Below are 15,790 nucleotides of genomic sequence, written 5' to 3'. Positions count from 1 at the left end.
AGGACGTCTTCGTCATCAACGCCCAGAACTGCGTGCACTGCAAGACCTGCGACATCAAGGACCCCAACCAGAACATCAACTGGGTGCCGCCGCAGGGCGGCGAGGGGCCGGCCTATCCGAACATGTAGCCTACATTGATCCGCGGACTTAGGAATGATTAGGGAGTTATCGATGCAATCTCCACTTGAAGGCGTTCGGGTCGTGGAATTGGCGCGTATCCTGGCTGGTCCATGGGCTGGACAGACACTTGCCGACCTTGGAGCGACCGTCATCAAGGTGGAAAGCCCTGAGGGCGATGACACGCGCCGTTGGGGGCCTCCTTTCATTCGGGATGGCGATGACGTCGCTGCGGCCTACTTCCATAGCTGCAACCGCGGAAAACTGAGCATCACGGCGGATTTCAATTCGGCGGAAGACGTCGAAAAGCTTCGTGCACTGATCGCGAACGCGGATGTCGTCGTCGAGAACTTCAAGGTAGGCGCGTTGAAGAAGTTCGGTCTTGATTACGAGAGCCTGAAGGCGATCAATTCAAAGCTGATTTACTGCTCGATTACCGGCTTTGGCCAAACCGGCCCATATGCCGAACGTGCGGGATACGATTTCATCGTCCAAGGCATGGCGGGCATCATGGATTTGACCGGTGAACCAGATCGGGAGCCGCAGAAGATTGGCGTGGCGTTCGGCGATATTTTCACAGGGCTCTATTCGGTCATCGCTATCCAGGCCGCTTTGACCCTCCGGAACAGCACAGGTGAGGGACAGCATATCGATATGGCCCTGCTGGACAGCACAGTGGGCGTGTTGGCCAACCAGGCGATGAATTTTCTGGCCTCGGGAAAGGCACCGACGAGACTCGGCAATGCGCATCCCAACATCGCACCATACCAAGTATTTCCGGTATCCGACGGCAATATCATTATCGCCTGCGGGAACGATAGTCAGTTCGAGAGGCTATGCGAAATCCTCCGGCTCTCCGCTGTGGCGGACGACGTCCGTTTCAAGACCAACGCGGACAGAGTGCGACATCGAGAAGAACTGACATCCATGATGGAAGCGCGCACGAGGCTCTTCAAGCGGACGGATCTGCTGGCCGACCTCGCGTGTGTGGGCGTTCCCGCCGGGCCGATCAACACCGTGAAGGATGTATTCGCGGACCCGCAAGTCGCGCATCGGAAGATGGCGGTGGAGAATGAAGGGATACCGGGCATCCGGACGCCAATCATCTTTTCAGGGGCGATGTTGATCCAGCATCGTAAGTCGCCAAAGCTTGGCGAGCACAATGGCAAAGTGCAGTCAGACTGGTCTTCGATGGACTGATGCCTTGAGCTTGTGCCATCGAACAGGAATTCGCCATTTTTCGTGAGGGGCCAAAAACAGCGCGGCCCGCGCGATGGGGCCGTGTTTCGGCGGACGCTCGTTTCAGCCAGTCTCATATCGTGATGCCTTGATCGGAACCGCGACTCCGCCTGTCCGTTACCCTTTGAGGAACGGAGGACACGGACATGCGCAAGAGAAAAGCCATCGTCGAGGCGGCACTCGAGTCCGAGTACGAGCGCCAGGCACTGGGGATCATGAATACGGAGCAAGCTCTGAAGCTTGAGGATTCCGACGGTCTAGTCTTCAGTCATCCGGATAAAGAGGCCGGCGTGACCGATCATTTTATCGATCAGGATGAGCTGCGCCGGTTGGTGCGGCGGTCAACGTCGCCGCTTCCCGTATTGCAATCGCGGGCTCGTACCACACGGCAGTCCTGAACTTCAAGCAATCATGTAGCCACCGTCCACCGGCATCGATATCCCGTTCACCATCGCAGCCTCGTCGGAGAGCAGGAAAAGAACAACCTCGGCAATGTCTGCTGGCTCGGCCAAGCGACCGACGGGAATTCGTTTCATCATCCCCGCGGCCTTCTCGGGATCGCTCCATGCCTTCACCGCCATCGGGGTCAGCGTCACCGTGGGATGGATTCCGTTCGCGCGGATGCCGTGAGGTGCAAGCTCCTTTGCCATGACCCGCGTCAAGCCATCCAATCCACCCTTCGACGCGCAATAGGCAGCGTGGTCGGCGAGGCCGACGAAGGAGGCGACCGACGAGACATTGACGATGGCGCCTTTGCGGCCCTGCTTGATCAGCGAACGGGCATATTCCTGGGCGACGATCATCGGAGCACGCGTGTTGACCGCGACAAGACGGTCGAATGCTTCGACGGTTGTCTCCAGGAACGGTTGGAGCTCGGTCGTGCCGGCGCAGTTGACGAGCAAATCGGCGGGAAGGGCAGCGATGGCAGCCTCTCTGGTCGCATCGGCGTCCGCAAGATCGACCTGTATAGCCCGGCAGCCGGATTCCCCTCGCAGCGCTTCGACATCGGCAGCACTCCGGGTCAGGGCGACGACTTGCGCTCCCCGTTCGGCGAGCATCCTTACAATTTCGCGTCCGATGCCTTTGCCGGCGCCGGTCACGATAACCGTCTTTCCTTTGAAGTCCATGGGCCGTCCTCCTACAGTCTCTGGCCTGTTTCCCGATCGAAGATGTGTGCACGCCGGGGATCGATATGGAAGTACATTGTCCGTCCAGGGTCTACCTCGATGCGCTCGCGGATCAGCGCGTCGATCGGCACGCCTCCCGTGCGGCCGAAGATCAATGTCTCCGAACCCGTGGGCTCGAACACCGATACCTCCACAGGTACGCCTTCATCGCCGATCGTGATGTGCTCCGGTCGGATGCCGTAGGTAACGGCTCTTCCCTCATCCGCATTTGTGTCTGCCATCGGAAGGGTGATGCCCTGGTCGGTGACGACGACCTTCCTGCCGTCGCGTGTGGCGATGCGGCCCTGAAGGAAGTTCATCGATGGGCTGCCGATGAAGCCGGCAACGAAGAGGTTTACCGGGAAGTCGTAGAGATCGAGAGGCTTGCCGATCTGCTCGACCCTTCCGTCGCGCATGACCACGATCTTGTTGGCCATCGTCATGGCCTCGATCTGATCGTGCGTGACGTAGACAGTCGTGGTCTTCAGCCGCTGGTGAAGCTCCTTGATCTCGACACGCATGGTGACGCGGAGTTTAGCGTCCAGGTTCGACAACGGCTCGTCGAACAGAAAGACCTTCGGATCTCGGACGATGGCCCGACCCATCGCCACGCGTTGACGCTGTCCGCCCGACAGTTGCTTCGGATAGCGGTCGAGATAACGCGTCAGGTCGAGGATCTCGGCTGCCTTGCCGACCTTCTCGTCGATCTCCGCCTTCGGACGCTTGGCCATCCTCAGCGGAAAGCCCATATTCTCGGCGACCGTCTTGTGGGGATAGAGCGCATAGCTCTGGAAGACCATCGCGATGTCACGCTCCTTTGGCGGAGCGTCGGTGACGACACGGCCGCCGATCCGGATGTCTCCGCTGCTGACCGTCTCAAGACCTGCGATCATGCGGAGCAGGGTGGATTTGCCGCAGCCGGATGGACCGACCAGCACGACGAATTCGCCGTCCTCGATGTCGACGCTGACGCCGTGCATGACTTGAAGAGAGCCATATTTCTTGGTGACGTCGCTAACCTGTACGTTTGCCAATGTCGTTCCTCCCTAAAGCAGCACGGCTTTGATGTTGTTGATGGAATTCATCGGCTCATCCCTTCCAGACGATGTAGGCGCCAAGGACCGCCGAGATCGCTGCCGCAAACCATACGGAAAGCCCGAACGGCTCGATGAACCGCATCCAGAACAGGGAGAGTGCGACCCAGATAACGATCGAGATGAAGAGCCGGTCGAACCAGTTCGTTTCGATCGGCAGAAACCCCGGCTTGGGTTCGTTATTTCCTGATTGAGACGTCATCGTTTCATCCTTTCACGGCACCGAAGGTCAGGCCGGCGACGATGTGACGCTGGACCACCGAAAAGACGATGAGCGCAGGAACCAATGTCAGCATCGAGATCGCGGCCATGATGCCCCAGGCCGTTCCCGTCGTCGTCACATATTCCGACAAGCCGGTGGTCAGAGTCCGCGCATGGAAGTTGGTGAGCGTCGCCGCAAGCAGGTATTCGTTCCACGCGAAAACCCAGGTCAGGATCAGCGTCACCGCAAGTCCGGGCCGTGCCAAAGGAAAGATGATATCATAGAGGACGGTCCATGGGCTCGCGCCGTCCATATAGGCCGCCTCGTCCAATTCCTTCGGAATGCCTTCCACGGTCGGGCGCAGCGTCCAGATGGCAAAAGGAAGGTTGAAGGAGCAATAGACCAAGATCATGCCCAGCTTGGAATCGGCGAGCGAGAAGTCGCCGATCCTGTAGACCTGCGTCAGCAGCAGGAAAAGCGGCAGGAGGAAGACCGCCGGCGGCGCCATGCGGTTGGTGATCGTCCAGAAGAAGATGCTTTCCTTGCCGGCGAGGTCGAAGCGCGTCAGGGCGTAGCAGGCAAGGAAGCCGAGCGTGGTGACGAGCAGCGCATTGCCTGACGAAATGATCAGCGAGTTGAGCATGTATCCGCGCAAGGTCGGATTGGTCAGCACGTCCTGGTAATTCTTCCAGAAGAAGCTCCGGAGAATGACATCGGGCGTCGAGAACAGGTCGAAGGGCTGTTTCACCGATATGACGAAGAGCCAATAGATCGGGAAAAGGGTCACGAAGCTTATCAAGGTCCACAGGAGGACCGGAAGCCAGGGGTTTTTGGTCTTCATCGCTTCAACCTCTCTTCACGCGGGGCGCAATCAAGCCGACATAGAGCAGCCAGCAGACGACGATGGTGAGGTAGAGGACGATGACGGAGATCGCCGAACCGTAGCCGTAATTCGTCTTGGGAAAAACTTCCCTGAAGATATGGACGCCGATGTAGCGCGTCGATGAGCCCGGGCCGCCTCCGGTCAGCATCAGGACTTCGTCGACGGTGCGCAGCGCGTCCATGAGCCTGATGAACACAGTGGCCAGCATGGCCGGGCGGATCAAGGGGAGCGTGATGTGCCAGAAGATCTGGCTCCTGCCGGCGCCGTCGATCTGCGCCTGCTCGAACGGGTCTGATGGAAGCGAGACGAGTGCGGCGATCAGCGAGAGGGTGACGAGCGGCGTCCAGTGCCAGATGTCCATGATGACAGTGACGGTGAAGGCCGCGACGGCGCTCTGGCCGATATTCAGATCGTACCCGAACCAGCTCCTGAGGAGATAGGGAATGATGCCGATGGACGGGGTGGTCATCAGCTTCCAGACTGAGCCGACGATGATGGGCGCCATGATCAGGGGCAGAGTATGGATCGTGCGAAACACCGCTTTTCCGGGAAAGTCCTTGAGCAGCGCCTGGGCGAGGATGTAGCCGAGGACCAGCTCCGACACGACCGCGAAGAAGACGAATGCCAGGGTTATGCCGAGCGATGCCAGGAACTGCGGGTCGAAGACGAGCCGCCGATAGTTCTCAGCCCAGTTGAAGATCATGCCCGGATTGGCCGCGAACGGGTTCCATGAATGGAAAGAGACCCAGAGGACGTAGATGAAAGGAAAGATCCCGAACAGTCCGAGGATCACTATGGTCGGTGACAGCAACAGCCACCCGAGCTTCTGCGAATGCATCGCCTATCCCCCATTGAACGCTATGTGGACGTCCGCTCCATCAGGGAGCGAAAGATGACGGGTCGTCGGAACGACCCGTCAGTTGGGGAGGATATTTTATTTGCGATAGCCGAGCGAGGTGAGCTCCTCTTCGGCCTTGGCCGCCATCTGGTCGAGGCCTTCATCGGGACCGATCTTGCCGGTCAGGATGTCGTAGAAGATGGGAGCGGTCGCTTCACGCACCTGAGCGTGGAAGGGGTAGGGAGGAGCGCCGGCGAAGAGCTTGCCCTCGTCCTTCAGCATCGTGTAGAAGCCGCCGAGCTTGACGTCCATTTCCTTCACTTTTGGATCATCGAATGTCGCCGTGTTGGTGATGCGCGGTGCGGCGATGGCCCAATCGGGCTGCACTTCGTTCTGACCGATGAATTCGAGGAAGAGCAGCGACGCTTCCTTGTTCTTGGACGTAACCGGCACGCCGAAGGCGCCGCCATCATAGTAGCCGATATAGCCCTTTCCGGCTTTCGCGTCGTCCAGCACGCCCGGCTCGAGCGGCGGCAGAGCGAATCCGACCTGGCCGACCACCTTCGACTGCGCTGGATCGCTTGCGATCCACGCGGCATTCTCACCGTAGATCAGTCCCTGGGCGACACGGCCGGCGGCGAACGTCGTTGCCGTTTCCGTCCAGGTTGACTGCGTCGATTCCGGAGGAGCGATGTCGCGCAGGTGCAGCCAATACTTCAACGCCGCCTTCGCCTTGTCGCTGTTCATCGCGCCGCCATGTTCGACCGTCGCCGCATAGTTGTTCTTGGCGTCGATGCCCCAATTGTAGACGCCGAAGGTCGGCACGATGGACTCGAAGAATTCATACCACGACGCCGGATGGCCTGTATGTGCCTGGGCGGTCGTGCCCCAGAGCTCCATGCCATTGTCCTTGCCGTACTTCGTGAAGAAGTCGGCGATCTCGGTGTATTCCGCGTGTGTGGTCGCCGGCTTCAAGTCCTTGCCGGTTTCCTTCTTGAAGGCTTCCTTGATCTTCGGATCGTCGAAGAGGTCCTTGCGATAGAGATACGTCTTCAGGAAGGCTTCCATCGGAACGCCGAACAGATCGCCGCTCGTGTCCTTGAAGTAGTTGGCAAAGCTGGTGAAGTTCGCATCGTCGTAGGTCGGCGCCTTCAGATCCGGCTGGTCTTTCAGCGTCTTCGTGATGTCGACGAGGAAATTCCTGGCCAGATAAGAATAGATGATGTCCTGCTCGATGTAGACCATGTCATAGATGCCGGTCTTGGCTTCCATGTCCTTGATGGCCTTGTCGTACATCTGATCCCAGGATGTCGTCTCGATGTCGACCTTGATGCCGGTCTTCTTTTCGAATTCCGGAGCCAGCACGTTCCTGATGTAGTTCGATGGCGGGGTGCTTTCGGTGACGCCGTGCAGTGTCACGCCCTTGAATTTGGCTCCAGCGTCGGACCAGAAGTCAGCCCAGGCCGGCGAAGCGGCAGTAGCGAGGCTGAGCGTCAGCGCAAGCGCGCTAGCCTTCAAAGCATTGTTCATTTTCAATCCTCCCAAAGTGCAGCGAGATCATTTCGCCGGTCTTTTGTGTAGGCCAAAAAAACTTCCAGCGCAACATTTGTTGTCTAAACATGCAAATCATGGATCTATCCCATTGATTTTCGCAGAAACTAATTTCCGGCAGACGGTAGAATACAATGTGAGAAACGTAAAATATTGCATTGCAAGGTAATTTTGCAAAGCAGCAAAAAAATTCCAGACAAAATTATTTGTTGTCTTACCAAACTAAATGGCATAGCACTGTGCGCAGCCAAGGGCATTTTTTGGAGGAAAAGGCTATGCGTCGATTGGGTATCCATTCATTTGTATGGACAGGCGGCCAAACGCAGGAAGGGCTGGAGATGGCCCTCAACAAGACGGCCGAACACGGATATCGCACCATCGAATTTGCCTATCTGCGCCCCGAGAAATTCAACCTCGATCGACTGGCAAAGCTTGCGCAGTCGCTTGACGTCGAGATTGGCGTGACGATGGGCCTGCCGCTCGACAAGGACGTATCGAGCGAGGACATGTCTGCGGTATCCGCTGGCAAGCAGACACTGGCCGACGCCGTTCGTGCGGTCCGTGATATCGGCGGCAACAAGCTCGGCGGGATTCTTTATTCCGCGCACACCAAGTACAATCGCCAGCCGACGAAGAAGGGCTGGGACAACAGCGTCGCTGCGATCGCCGCGACCGGCGAAGTCGCCAGGCAGGCGAACGTCGACCTCGTCCTGGAGGTTGTCAACCGGTTCGAGACGAACCTGCTGAATACGGCGGCGCAGGGGTTGAAGTTCATCGCCGAGACCGGATCGGAGCATGTCCGTCTCCACCTCGACACGTTCCATATGAACATCGAGGAAGCCAATCCGGCCGCCGCGATCCGTCTGGCCGGCGACAAGATCGGCTACTTCCACATCGGCGAGAGCAATCGCGGCTATCTCGGCGATGGCGTCATCAACTTCGATCTGATCTTCGACGCCCTGCTCGACATCGACTACAAGCGCGACATCGTGTTCGAGAGCTTCTCGACGACGGTTGTCGACGAAGGCCTGTCACTCGCCTGCGCGATCTGGCGCGACACCTGGGAGGATAATGATCCGCTTGCCGCGCACGCGAAGCGCTACATCGAGCTGAAATATGACGAGGCCAAGCGTCGCCGCGCCACAAACGCGCGGCCCTAATTATCCTTCTGACAGCCTGTTCCAGTCGTGTAAGGGTTGGGCCGACTGAAGGGAATTGAAATATGAACGACACCGTCTCCATCGGAAGTTCGCCACGCAGGATCCGACAGAACAATATCGTCGCCGCCTTGCAGACGATCTACGCCCACCGAAGCCTCAGCCGGGCCGACCTCGCCCGGAAGCTCGGCATGAATCGCTCATCCTCGGGAGAGATCGTCGCCGAACTGACGGAAGGCGGGTTCGTTCAGGAGTCGGACGAGAGCGGCAAGCAGCGCCTGGAGCATTCCCGGGCCGGTCGTCCGGGCATCATGCTCGAACTGGTCCCCGATGCCGCATTCTTCGTCGGAATCGAGATTGGCGTCGAGCATATATCGGCTGCAGTTGTCGATCTCTCCGCCGACGTCCGGGCATGCCGGAAAATAGCGTTCGACACACCATCTTCGACGGTGGAGGAGGCCGTGTCGCAGGGCGTCGAGCTGATTGTCGGCGCGATGGCGAAAGGGATGATCGGACGGTGCAAGGGTCTGGGCATTTCGGCGCCGGCCCACATCCGGCCGGACGGAATTGTCACGCTTGCCCCCATCATCGGCTGGCGAGACGTGTCGTTGAAGGAGATCGGGCGGTCCGCCTTCCCGGCCGCCGTCCCGATCGCGGTCGAAAACGACGCCAATGCGTTTGCGATCGGTGACAGCTATCGTCACGGTGCCGCAGGTGTGACCCTCTTCCTGCTGATGGAAACGGGCGTCGGCGGCGGCATCATGATCGATGGCAAGCTGTTCCGGGGCGGTCACGGTCTGGCGGGAGAGATCGGCCACACTCTGGTGCCGGGAAGCGGCGGTCAGAAGTTTGAGCAGCTGATCGGTCGCGAGGTGCTCATCCGGCAGTATCGCGAGGCTGTTGGCCGTAAGCACGCGGATCTGCAGGAATTCCTCGGCGGCGTTCGTGACCGTGTCCCGGCTGCGGTCAATATCGCCGAAACCTGGTCGCGCCATCTCGCATATGCATTGCTGCAGGCCTGTCGTCTGCTCGACCCAGACAGGATCGTGCTGGGTGGCTCCGTCGCATCTCTCTACCCGATGGTCGCCGCCCGCGTGGCGGTCCACATGTCGGAGGGCCAGAATATACCTTTCCCCACGCCTGAGATCGTCGTGGACGATGATGCGGAGTTCGGTTCCGCCTTCGGAGCGGCATGCATGTTGCACCAGCGCTTTCTGTCATTGGAGAGCGAGGAGTTCGGCAGCGAGGACGGTGCGCCGGTCCAATCGGCGACGAGTTGACGACAAGAACGATCGAAAGCAGGATTGCAAATGACTTCAGTACTGGCTCCGGACCAGCTTGGTCCCACGGTTTGCGTAGGGGAGATCCTCGTCGAGATCGTCGCCACGACGGTGGGAGACGGTTTTCTCGAAGCCCAGCCGCTCGTCGGTCCGTTCGCGAGCGGGGCGCCGGCGATCTTCATCTCGCAGTGCGGCCGCCTGGGCGGCAAGGCCGCCATGGTCGGTGCGGTCGGCGATGACGATTTCGGTCGTGTCAATACCGATCGCCTCAAACGTGACGGCGTCGATGTTTCGACGATCTCGATCGATCCGAACTATCCAACAGGAAGCGCGTTTGTTCGCTACCGCAAGGATGGCTCCCGGGATTTCGTCTACAACATCGCCACATCAGCAGCTGCGCGCTTCGGCTGGTCTCAAGCGGTCGCCGATCTCATCAATCGGAGCGGCCATCTTCACGTGATGGGTTCGGCGCTGTCGGTCCCCAGCGCGCGCGAAGTGATCGACAAGGCGGTCGACATCGTCAAGGCACGCGGGGGAACGCTCTCGGTGGATCCGAACATTCGCAAGGAATTGAAGCTGGACGCGGACACCGAGCGCCGGTTTTCCATGCTCGTCGCCGCCGCCGATCTGCTTCTGCCGTCCGGAGAGGAACTTGAGCGTGCCGCAGGTGTCGAAGGCGAGGCAGAGGCGATCCGCCGCTTGTTCGAGATTGGCGTCAAGGAGGTCGTGCTGAAGCGCGGAGCCGAAGGCGCGACCTATTTCGGCAGGGAGGGAGACCGCATCGACGCGCCGGCATTTGTCGTTCAGCAGGTCGACCCTACGGGCGCCGGCGATTGCTTCGGCGGTGCCTATCTCACCTGCCGGCGGCTCGGAATGTCTCAGAAGGAAGCGCTTACCTATGCCTCGGCCGCTGGCGCCCGCAACGTGACGGTCCTCGGTCCGATGGAAGGTGCCGGCACTCAGCAAGAGCTCGATGCGTTTATCGCTTCAACGGAAAGGCGCCCGTGATGCAGGTGCATCTCAACGAACTGGCCAAGCTGAGGAGCGAAGGCCACCCGAGAGGTGTGACCTCCGTCTGCTCCGCCCATCCGATCGTGCTTCGCGCAGCACTCCGACACGGGCGGCAACACCAGAGCACCGTCCTGATCGAAGCGACCTGCAACCAGGTCAATCACCTTGGCGGCTACACCGGAATGACGCCAAGCGACTTCGCGTCCCTGGTGATGAAGATCGCGGCGGAGGAAGGGTGCCCCGAAAAACTCATCGTTCTCGGCGGTGACCACCTCGGCCCCAATCCTTGGCGCGACCGCCCGGCGGAAGAGGCCATGGCCGAGGCCGAGAAGATGGTTGCCGCCTATGTCGACGCCGGATTCCGCAAGATTCACCTCGATGCCTCGATGGGCTGCAAGGGCGAGCCGGTGGCGCTCGACGACGAAACCACGGCCCATCGTGCCGCCCGGCTGGCGGCGGTCGCCGAGGCGTCGGCGAAGAAGAGCGGCGGCGCAATGCCGGTTTATGTCATCGGCACCGAAGTGCCGCCGCCAGGCGGGGCCGATCATGCCCTCACATCAATCGAACCGACGGCTGCCGCAGCGGCGCTGAAGACGATCGAAGTCCACCGCCGGATCTTTGCGGAGGCAGGACTCGGGCAAGCGTTTGGACGGGCCATTGGGCTGGTCGTTCAGCCGGGCGTCGAGTTCGGCAATCACAATGTCATCCTTTATGATCGCAGCAAGATAGACGCGCTGAAATCGGTGCTGACCGACGAGCCGCAATTCGTCTTCGAGGCTCACTCGACGGATTATCAGGGGACACGGCCGTTGACCGCGCTGGTGGAGGACGGGTTTCCCATTCTCAAGGTCGGTCCCGAGCTGACCTTCGTCCTGCGCGAGGCGCTCTATGCGCTGGATGCGATCGCGTCGGACCTCTTGCCCGATTATGGCCAGCGTCCGCTCTATGCGGCGATGGAAGCGCTGATGCTCGATCAGCCAGGCAATTGGAGCCGCCACTACCACGGGACGAACGCCGAGATGCGCTGGCTGCGGCACTATTCGCTGTCTGACCGCATCCGCTATTATTGGGCGTCAGCTGAAGCACAAGAGGCCGTCCGGCGGCTATGCGAGGCCCTTCGAGGCCAATCCGTACCGCTGCCATTGCTTTGGCAGCATATGCCGGCCGCGCAGGATTTCGCAGGTGCGCCGCTCGATCCGGAACAGGTTTTGATCTGGAGAGTGACGAAGAGTCTCTCGGACTATCACGCCGCCTGCGGCGTCGGGAAGAATTGACAATCAGGATCAAGCAGGAGGAGAAATCGATGACGGAATTGAATGGGAAGATCGCGGCGGTCACGGGCGCAGCATCCGGAATAGGACTCGCTTCGACGGAGGCAATGCTCGCCGCTGGCGCGACGGTCGTGCTGGTGGACCGCGATGAGAAGGCCCTTGAGAGAGTTTGCGACCGGCTTGGCGAGCGCGCTATTCCGCTCAAGATCAACTTGCTGGATCCGGGCGAGTGTGCGGGATTACTCGAGGGCATTCTGTCCAAGACCGGCAAACTCGACATCCTGCATGCCAATGCAGGCACCTATATCGGCGGTGACCTGGTGGAAACCGACCTCGATACCATCGATCGGATGCTCAATCTCAACGTCAACGTCGTCATCAAGAACGTTCGAAACGTCATTCCACACATGATCGAACGTGGCACGGGCGACATTGTCGTCACCAGCTCGGTCGCCGGACATTCGGCGATTCCATGGGAACCGGTCTATTCGTCATCGAAGTGGGCGATGACGTGCTTCGTCCAGACGATGCGACGCCAGCTTCTGAAAAGCGGCATTCGTGTGGGGTCGGTTTCTCCGGGGCCGGTGATCAGCGCTTTGCTTGCGGATTGGCCGGAGGAAAACCTTCGCAAGGCCAAGGAAGCCGGCGCTCTGATCGAGCCCAAGGAAGTCGCCGACGCGATCATCTTCATGCTGACCCGTCCGCGCAACGTCACCATCCGTGATATCGTGGTGCTTCCAAGCGCCTTTGACATCTGAAGGAGCCGAACATGAGTTACCAGCAGAAATTTCGCCTCGACGGCGAACGGGCGGTGGTTACGGGCGGAGGGCGCGCGATCGGGCTGTGCTGCAGCGAGGCGCTGGCGGAGGCGGGCGCCGCCGTCGTCGTTATCGAACGCAACGAGGCCGACGCTGAGCAAGCGCTTGCGCTGCGCGACAAGGGGTACGAGGTCGAAGTCCGGGTCGGCGACGTCACCGACGCGGCCCGAATGGATGCGATCGCAACCGAGCTTGCCGATGGCGGCCGGCCGGCAACGATCCTCGTGAACAATGCCGGAATTGGCCAGAGTGGCATCCCAGCGGAAGAGCTCACCGACGCGGATTGGCTGCGCATGATGGACGTCAATCTCAACGGCGTATTCTGGTGCTCGCGCGCCTTCGGTCGTCCCATGATTTCGATGAAGCGCGGCGCCATCGTGAATCTCGGCTCGATGTCGGGTCACATCTGCAACCGGCCTCAGCCTCAGACGGCCTATAACGTCTCCAAGGCAGCAGTCCATCACCTCACGCGTTCGTTGGCCGCCGAGTGGGCGCAGCACGGCGTCAGGGTCAATGCTGTCGCGCCCACCTATATCGAGACGCCGATGGTGGTGGCCGTCGAAGCCAATCGCGAGCGTATTCCGCTCTGGCTCGCCGACACGCCGATGGGCAGGATGGGAACGCCGGAAGAGGTTGCAAGCGCAGTCCTCTTCCTCGCGTCGGGCGCTGCCAGCCTGATGACCGGGGCAATCGTCAACGTCGATGCAGGCTTCACCTGCTGGTAGTCCTTGCAGGAGGCGTGCGCCTCGTCCGCACCGGAAAGAGGCGGTGATCGGCCGCCTCGGAGACGCAAGTCCACCAATGAGCAACTTGCCGCAGCAAGCAGCAATCTGAAAGTGGATAGTCTTCAGCTGTCGGGCGAGACGCGTTTTCCCCGTGCGGCCTTCCGGTAGACGGATGGAGTCTTGCCGACATGGCGAAGAAACGCGCGATTGAAGTTCGACAAGTTGGTGTAGCCAACTTCATAGCAGATGTCGGTCACGGTCTCATCGGACTCCGACAGCAATTTGCAGGCCCTGCCTATGCGCAAACTCACCACGTAATCCGTAAAGCTGCGTCCGGTGTTCTTGATGAAAAATCGGCTGAAGGTGTTTGTCGACATGTTGACTACGGATGCGACGTCGGGGAGCTGAATTTTCTCAGTAAAGTGGCCGTGGATATGGAGAATTGCCCGCTGCATGGTGTTCAGCGTCGCCGCGTCGAGACTAGGCGAGAAGTCGGGCGATGACAAAAGTTCGTATTCGCGGGAATCTGCCAGCAGTTCCAGAACGCGAAGGAAACGGATCAACCTTTCCAACCCACCAACTGCTCCAATGCGTTCGAGCAGAAGAGCCGCACGTCGAGCTGTAGTCCCCGAAAATCGCAATCCACGCTGTGCGGCCGTCAGAAGCGTGTCCAGGCGCTTCATCTCCGGCAGATACCTGCTTGCTTCTCGAATTTTGTCCGGATGAAATTGAACGACAAGATCCCGTTCCGGGATCCTGTCGCCTTTGCCAATATGCGAGACCCAATCATGTGGCAGATTGCTGCCGACGACTGTTAGATCGCCGGGACCGAAATTGCCGATATAATCACCAACATACGCCGTGCCGGACGATTTGCGGATAAGGTGAATCTCAAATTCCGGATGAAAATTCCAGAGCGAATTTGCCCAGGGATAGTCGTCGATCCGCCAGAGGAAGGTATCGTCTTCAGCGGTCAGAACGTGCTCAAATTTCGGCGCCAGCCGCGATGTTCCGTTGCGGGCAACCGACGGCTTGGTCAAGCTGGTCGAGGCGCTCATTCCACTTGTTCCATCAACGGATAAGCCGGGTTGAGGATAGCGGTTAGCTCATCCAGTTACCACCATCGACGTTGTAGGTCTGTGCGACGATGTAATCGGCTTCTTTCGAGGCGAGGAAGATTGCCATTCCGGTCAGGTCTTCCGCCGTCCCCATGCGGCCGAAGGGAACAGCTTCACCGACCAGCCGCTTTTTCTCGCCAAGCGGGCGGTTTTCGTATTCTGCGAATTTCGCATCCACGCCGTCCCAATGTTCGCCGTCGACGACGCCGGGTGCAATGGCGTTGACGTTGATTCCGTGCTTGATCAAGTCGAGCCCGGCTGACTGCGTCAAGGAAATGACAGCAGCTTTCGTTGCGCAATAGACGGCGACCAGAGCCTCTCCGCGTCGTCCCGCCTGGCTCGCCATGTTGATGATCTTGCCGCCTTTGCCCCGCGCGATCATCGATTTCGCCGCGGCCTGCAGCGTGAAGAGCGTGCCGGAGACGTTGATGGCAAAAAGTGTGTCGAAGCTCTCGCGGGTAATGCCGACGATCGGCGCAAGATCGAAAAGCGCGGCATTGTTGACGAGAATGTCGATGCCGCCGGTCTTGGCATCGACAGCGGCAATCGCCTGGTCGATGGAGGCCTGATCGGTAACGTCGATCTTCAGTGCATAGGCGGATGCGCCAAGTTCGCTGGCCGTGTGCTCGGCGCGCTCGATATTGATGTCGGCGATTGCGACGGTGGCGCCCTCGCGGATGTAAGCCTCTGCGAACGTTCGGCCGATGCCACGCGCCGAACCGGTAATCAAAGCTGATTTTCCTTCAAGCCGTTTCATTACTTTGCCACTCCCTTTTCGTTGAATCTATGGATCCGCGCTGGATCGGGCGTTAGATAAACCGTCCCCCCGGCGCGGATGCCCGTCTCACCCAGGACCCGAACCGTCAGCAGGCCCGCCACCTCGGTGCGAACATGGATGAAGGTATCAGAGCCGAGATGTTCGGTGACGCTCGCCTCACCCTTCCACAGGCCTTCGGTCGTGGAAATGGTCAGATGTTCGGGCCGGACGCCGATGGTATGTGCGTTCAGCGCGGCGGCGTGCTGGCCTGTGATGAAGTTCATCTTGGGCGATCCGATGAAGCCGGCGACGAAGAGGTTGCGGGGGCGGCTGTAGAGTTCGAGCGGCGAGCCGACCTGCTCGATATTGCCCCTGTTCAAGACGACGATCTTGTCGGCCATGGTCATCGCCTCGACCTGATCGTGGGTGACGTAGACCATCGTCGTCTTCAACTGCTGATGCAACTCGCTGATTTCGAGGCGCATGTTGACGCGTAGCGCGGCATCGAGGTTCGACAGCGGTTCGTCGAACAGGAAGGCCGAAGGCTGGCGCACGATGGCGCG

At 59.7% G+C, this 15,790-nt stretch carries 18 protein-coding genes; 9 read left to right on the top strand and 9 right to left on the bottom strand.

The window, feature by feature from the left end:
• The 3 genes from MOV76_RS33500 to MOV76_RS33490 form a co-directional block, all read left to right on the top strand.
• The coding region (locus MOV76_RS33500) for a 4Fe-4S dicluster domain-containing protein (protein ID WP_247266135.1) at positions 1 to 128 on the top strand (128 nt) is incomplete at its 5' end.
• A gap of 43 nt (positions 129 to 171) precedes the next feature.
• Positions 172 to 1,317, top strand: a complete 1,146-nt coding sequence (locus tag MOV76_RS33495) for a CaiB/BaiF CoA-transferase family protein (RefSeq protein ID WP_247266133.1) — start codon at positions 172 to 174, stop codon at positions 1,315 to 1,317.
• A 185-nt stretch (positions 1,318 to 1,502) separates the two neighbouring features.
• The gene (locus tag MOV76_RS33490; RefSeq protein ID WP_094231033.1) at positions 1,503 to 1,754 is read left to right on the top strand and encodes a hypothetical protein; all 252 of its coding nucleotides are present in this window, start codon (positions 1,503 to 1,505) and stop codon (positions 1,752 to 1,754) included.
• A 3-nt stretch (positions 1,755 to 1,757) separates the two neighbouring features.
• Here the strand turns inward: MOV76_RS33490 and MOV76_RS33485 are convergent, their stop codons facing one another.
• The 6 genes from MOV76_RS33485 to MOV76_RS33460 form a co-directional block, all read right to left on the bottom strand.
• Positions 1,758 to 2,483 carry an SDR family oxidoreductase gene (locus MOV76_RS33485; RefSeq protein ID WP_247266132.1) on the bottom strand — a complete coding sequence of 242 codons (726 nt, stop codon included), beginning with the start codon at positions 2,481 to 2,483 and terminating at the stop codon, positions 1,758 to 1,760.
• 11 nt (positions 2,484 to 2,494) lie between these two features.
• Entirely contained in the window at positions 2,495 to 3,556 is a 1,062-nt protein-coding gene (locus tag MOV76_RS33480) for an ABC transporter ATP-binding protein (protein WP_018244740.1), read from the bottom strand.
• Between the two features lie 55 nt (positions 3,557 to 3,611).
• Entirely contained in the window at positions 3,612 to 3,818 is a 207-nt protein-coding gene (locus MOV76_RS33475) for a DUF2160 family membrane protein (protein ID WP_018447078.1), read from the bottom strand.
• A gap of 4 nt (positions 3,819 to 3,822) precedes the next feature.
• Entirely contained in the window at positions 3,823 to 4,659 is an 837-nt protein-coding gene (locus MOV76_RS33470; RefSeq protein WP_018447077.1) for a carbohydrate ABC transporter permease, read from the bottom strand.
• A gap of 4 nt (positions 4,660 to 4,663) precedes the next feature.
• Positions 4,664 to 5,539 carry a carbohydrate ABC transporter permease gene (locus MOV76_RS33465; protein WP_247266131.1) on the bottom strand — a complete coding sequence of 292 codons (876 nt, stop codon included), beginning with the start codon at positions 5,537 to 5,539 and terminating at the stop codon, positions 4,664 to 4,666.
• 96 nt (positions 5,540 to 5,635) lie between these two features.
• Positions 5,636 to 7,069: an extracellular solute-binding protein gene (locus MOV76_RS33460; RefSeq protein WP_247266130.1), complete on the bottom strand. Its 1,434-nt coding sequence runs from the start codon at positions 7,067 to 7,069 to the stop codon at positions 5,636 to 5,638.
• Between the two features lie 296 nt (positions 7,070 to 7,365).
• Between MOV76_RS33460 and MOV76_RS33455 the strand changes: the two genes are divergently transcribed.
• The 6 genes from MOV76_RS33455 to MOV76_RS33430 all read left to right on the top strand — a co-directional run bounded on the left by MOV76_RS33455 (position 7,366) and on the right by MOV76_RS33430 (position 13,352).
• Positions 7,366 to 8,250: a sugar phosphate isomerase/epimerase gene (locus tag MOV76_RS33455; protein WP_018244744.1), complete on the top strand. Its 885-nt coding sequence runs from the start codon at positions 7,366 to 7,368 to the stop codon at positions 8,248 to 8,250.
• 62 nt (positions 8,251 to 8,312) lie between these two features.
• Positions 8,313 to 9,527 (top strand): ROK family transcriptional regulator, encoded by a 1,215-nt coding sequence (locus MOV76_RS33450; protein WP_018244745.1) that lies wholly within the window; start codon positions 8,313 to 8,315, stop codon positions 9,525 to 9,527.
• Positions 9,528 to 9,557: 30 nt separating this feature from the next.
• The gene (locus MOV76_RS33445) at positions 9,558 to 10,535 is read left to right on the top strand and encodes a sugar kinase (protein ID WP_247266129.1); all 978 of its coding nucleotides are present in this window, start codon (positions 9,558 to 9,560) and stop codon (positions 10,533 to 10,535) included.
• Positions 10,535 to 11,812 carry a D-tagatose-bisphosphate aldolase, class II, non-catalytic subunit gene (locus MOV76_RS33440; RefSeq protein ID WP_247266134.1) on the top strand — a complete coding sequence of 426 codons (1,278 nt, stop codon included), beginning with the start codon at positions 10,535 to 10,537 and terminating at the stop codon, positions 11,810 to 11,812. The genes MOV76_RS33445 and MOV76_RS33440 overlap by 1 nt, the downstream gene beginning before the upstream one ends.
• A gap of 29 nt (positions 11,813 to 11,841) precedes the next feature.
• Positions 11,842 to 12,567, top strand: coding sequence for an SDR family oxidoreductase (locus MOV76_RS33435; RefSeq protein ID WP_018244748.1), 726 nt, complete (start codon positions 11,842 to 11,844; stop codon positions 12,565 to 12,567).
• Between the two features lie 11 nt (positions 12,568 to 12,578).
• The gene (locus tag MOV76_RS33430) at positions 12,579 to 13,352 is read left to right on the top strand and encodes an SDR family NAD(P)-dependent oxidoreductase (RefSeq protein WP_018447071.1); all 774 of its coding nucleotides are present in this window, start codon (positions 12,579 to 12,581) and stop codon (positions 13,350 to 13,352) included.
• Between the two features lie 122 nt (positions 13,353 to 13,474).
• Here the strand turns inward: MOV76_RS33430 and MOV76_RS33425 are convergent, their stop codons facing one another.
• The 3 genes from MOV76_RS33425 to MOV76_RS33415 all read right to left on the bottom strand — a co-directional run.
• Positions 13,475 to 14,410, bottom strand: coding sequence for an AraC family transcriptional regulator (locus MOV76_RS33425; protein ID WP_247266128.1), 936 nt, complete (start codon positions 14,408 to 14,410; stop codon positions 13,475 to 13,477).
• 43 nt (positions 14,411 to 14,453) lie between these two features.
• Complete coding sequence (locus tag MOV76_RS33420) at positions 14,454 to 15,227, bottom strand: L-iditol 2-dehydrogenase (RefSeq protein WP_247266127.1); 774 nt, start codon at positions 15,225 to 15,227, stop codon at positions 14,454 to 14,456.
• Positions 15,227 to 15,790: ABC transporter ATP-binding protein (locus MOV76_RS33415; protein ID WP_247266126.1), on the bottom strand; the 564-nt coding region annotated here is incomplete at its 5' end. The genes MOV76_RS33420 and MOV76_RS33415, both read right to left, overlap by 1 nt.

This window comes from Rhizobium sp. PRIMUS64, assembly GCF_023006465.1.
Lineage (GTDB): Bacteria > Pseudomonadota > Alphaproteobacteria > Rhizobiales > Rhizobiaceae > Rhizobium > Rhizobium leguminosarum.
Note: the sequence above shows the minus strand (reverse complement) of the source record. Positions and strands in the feature narration are given on the sequence as shown.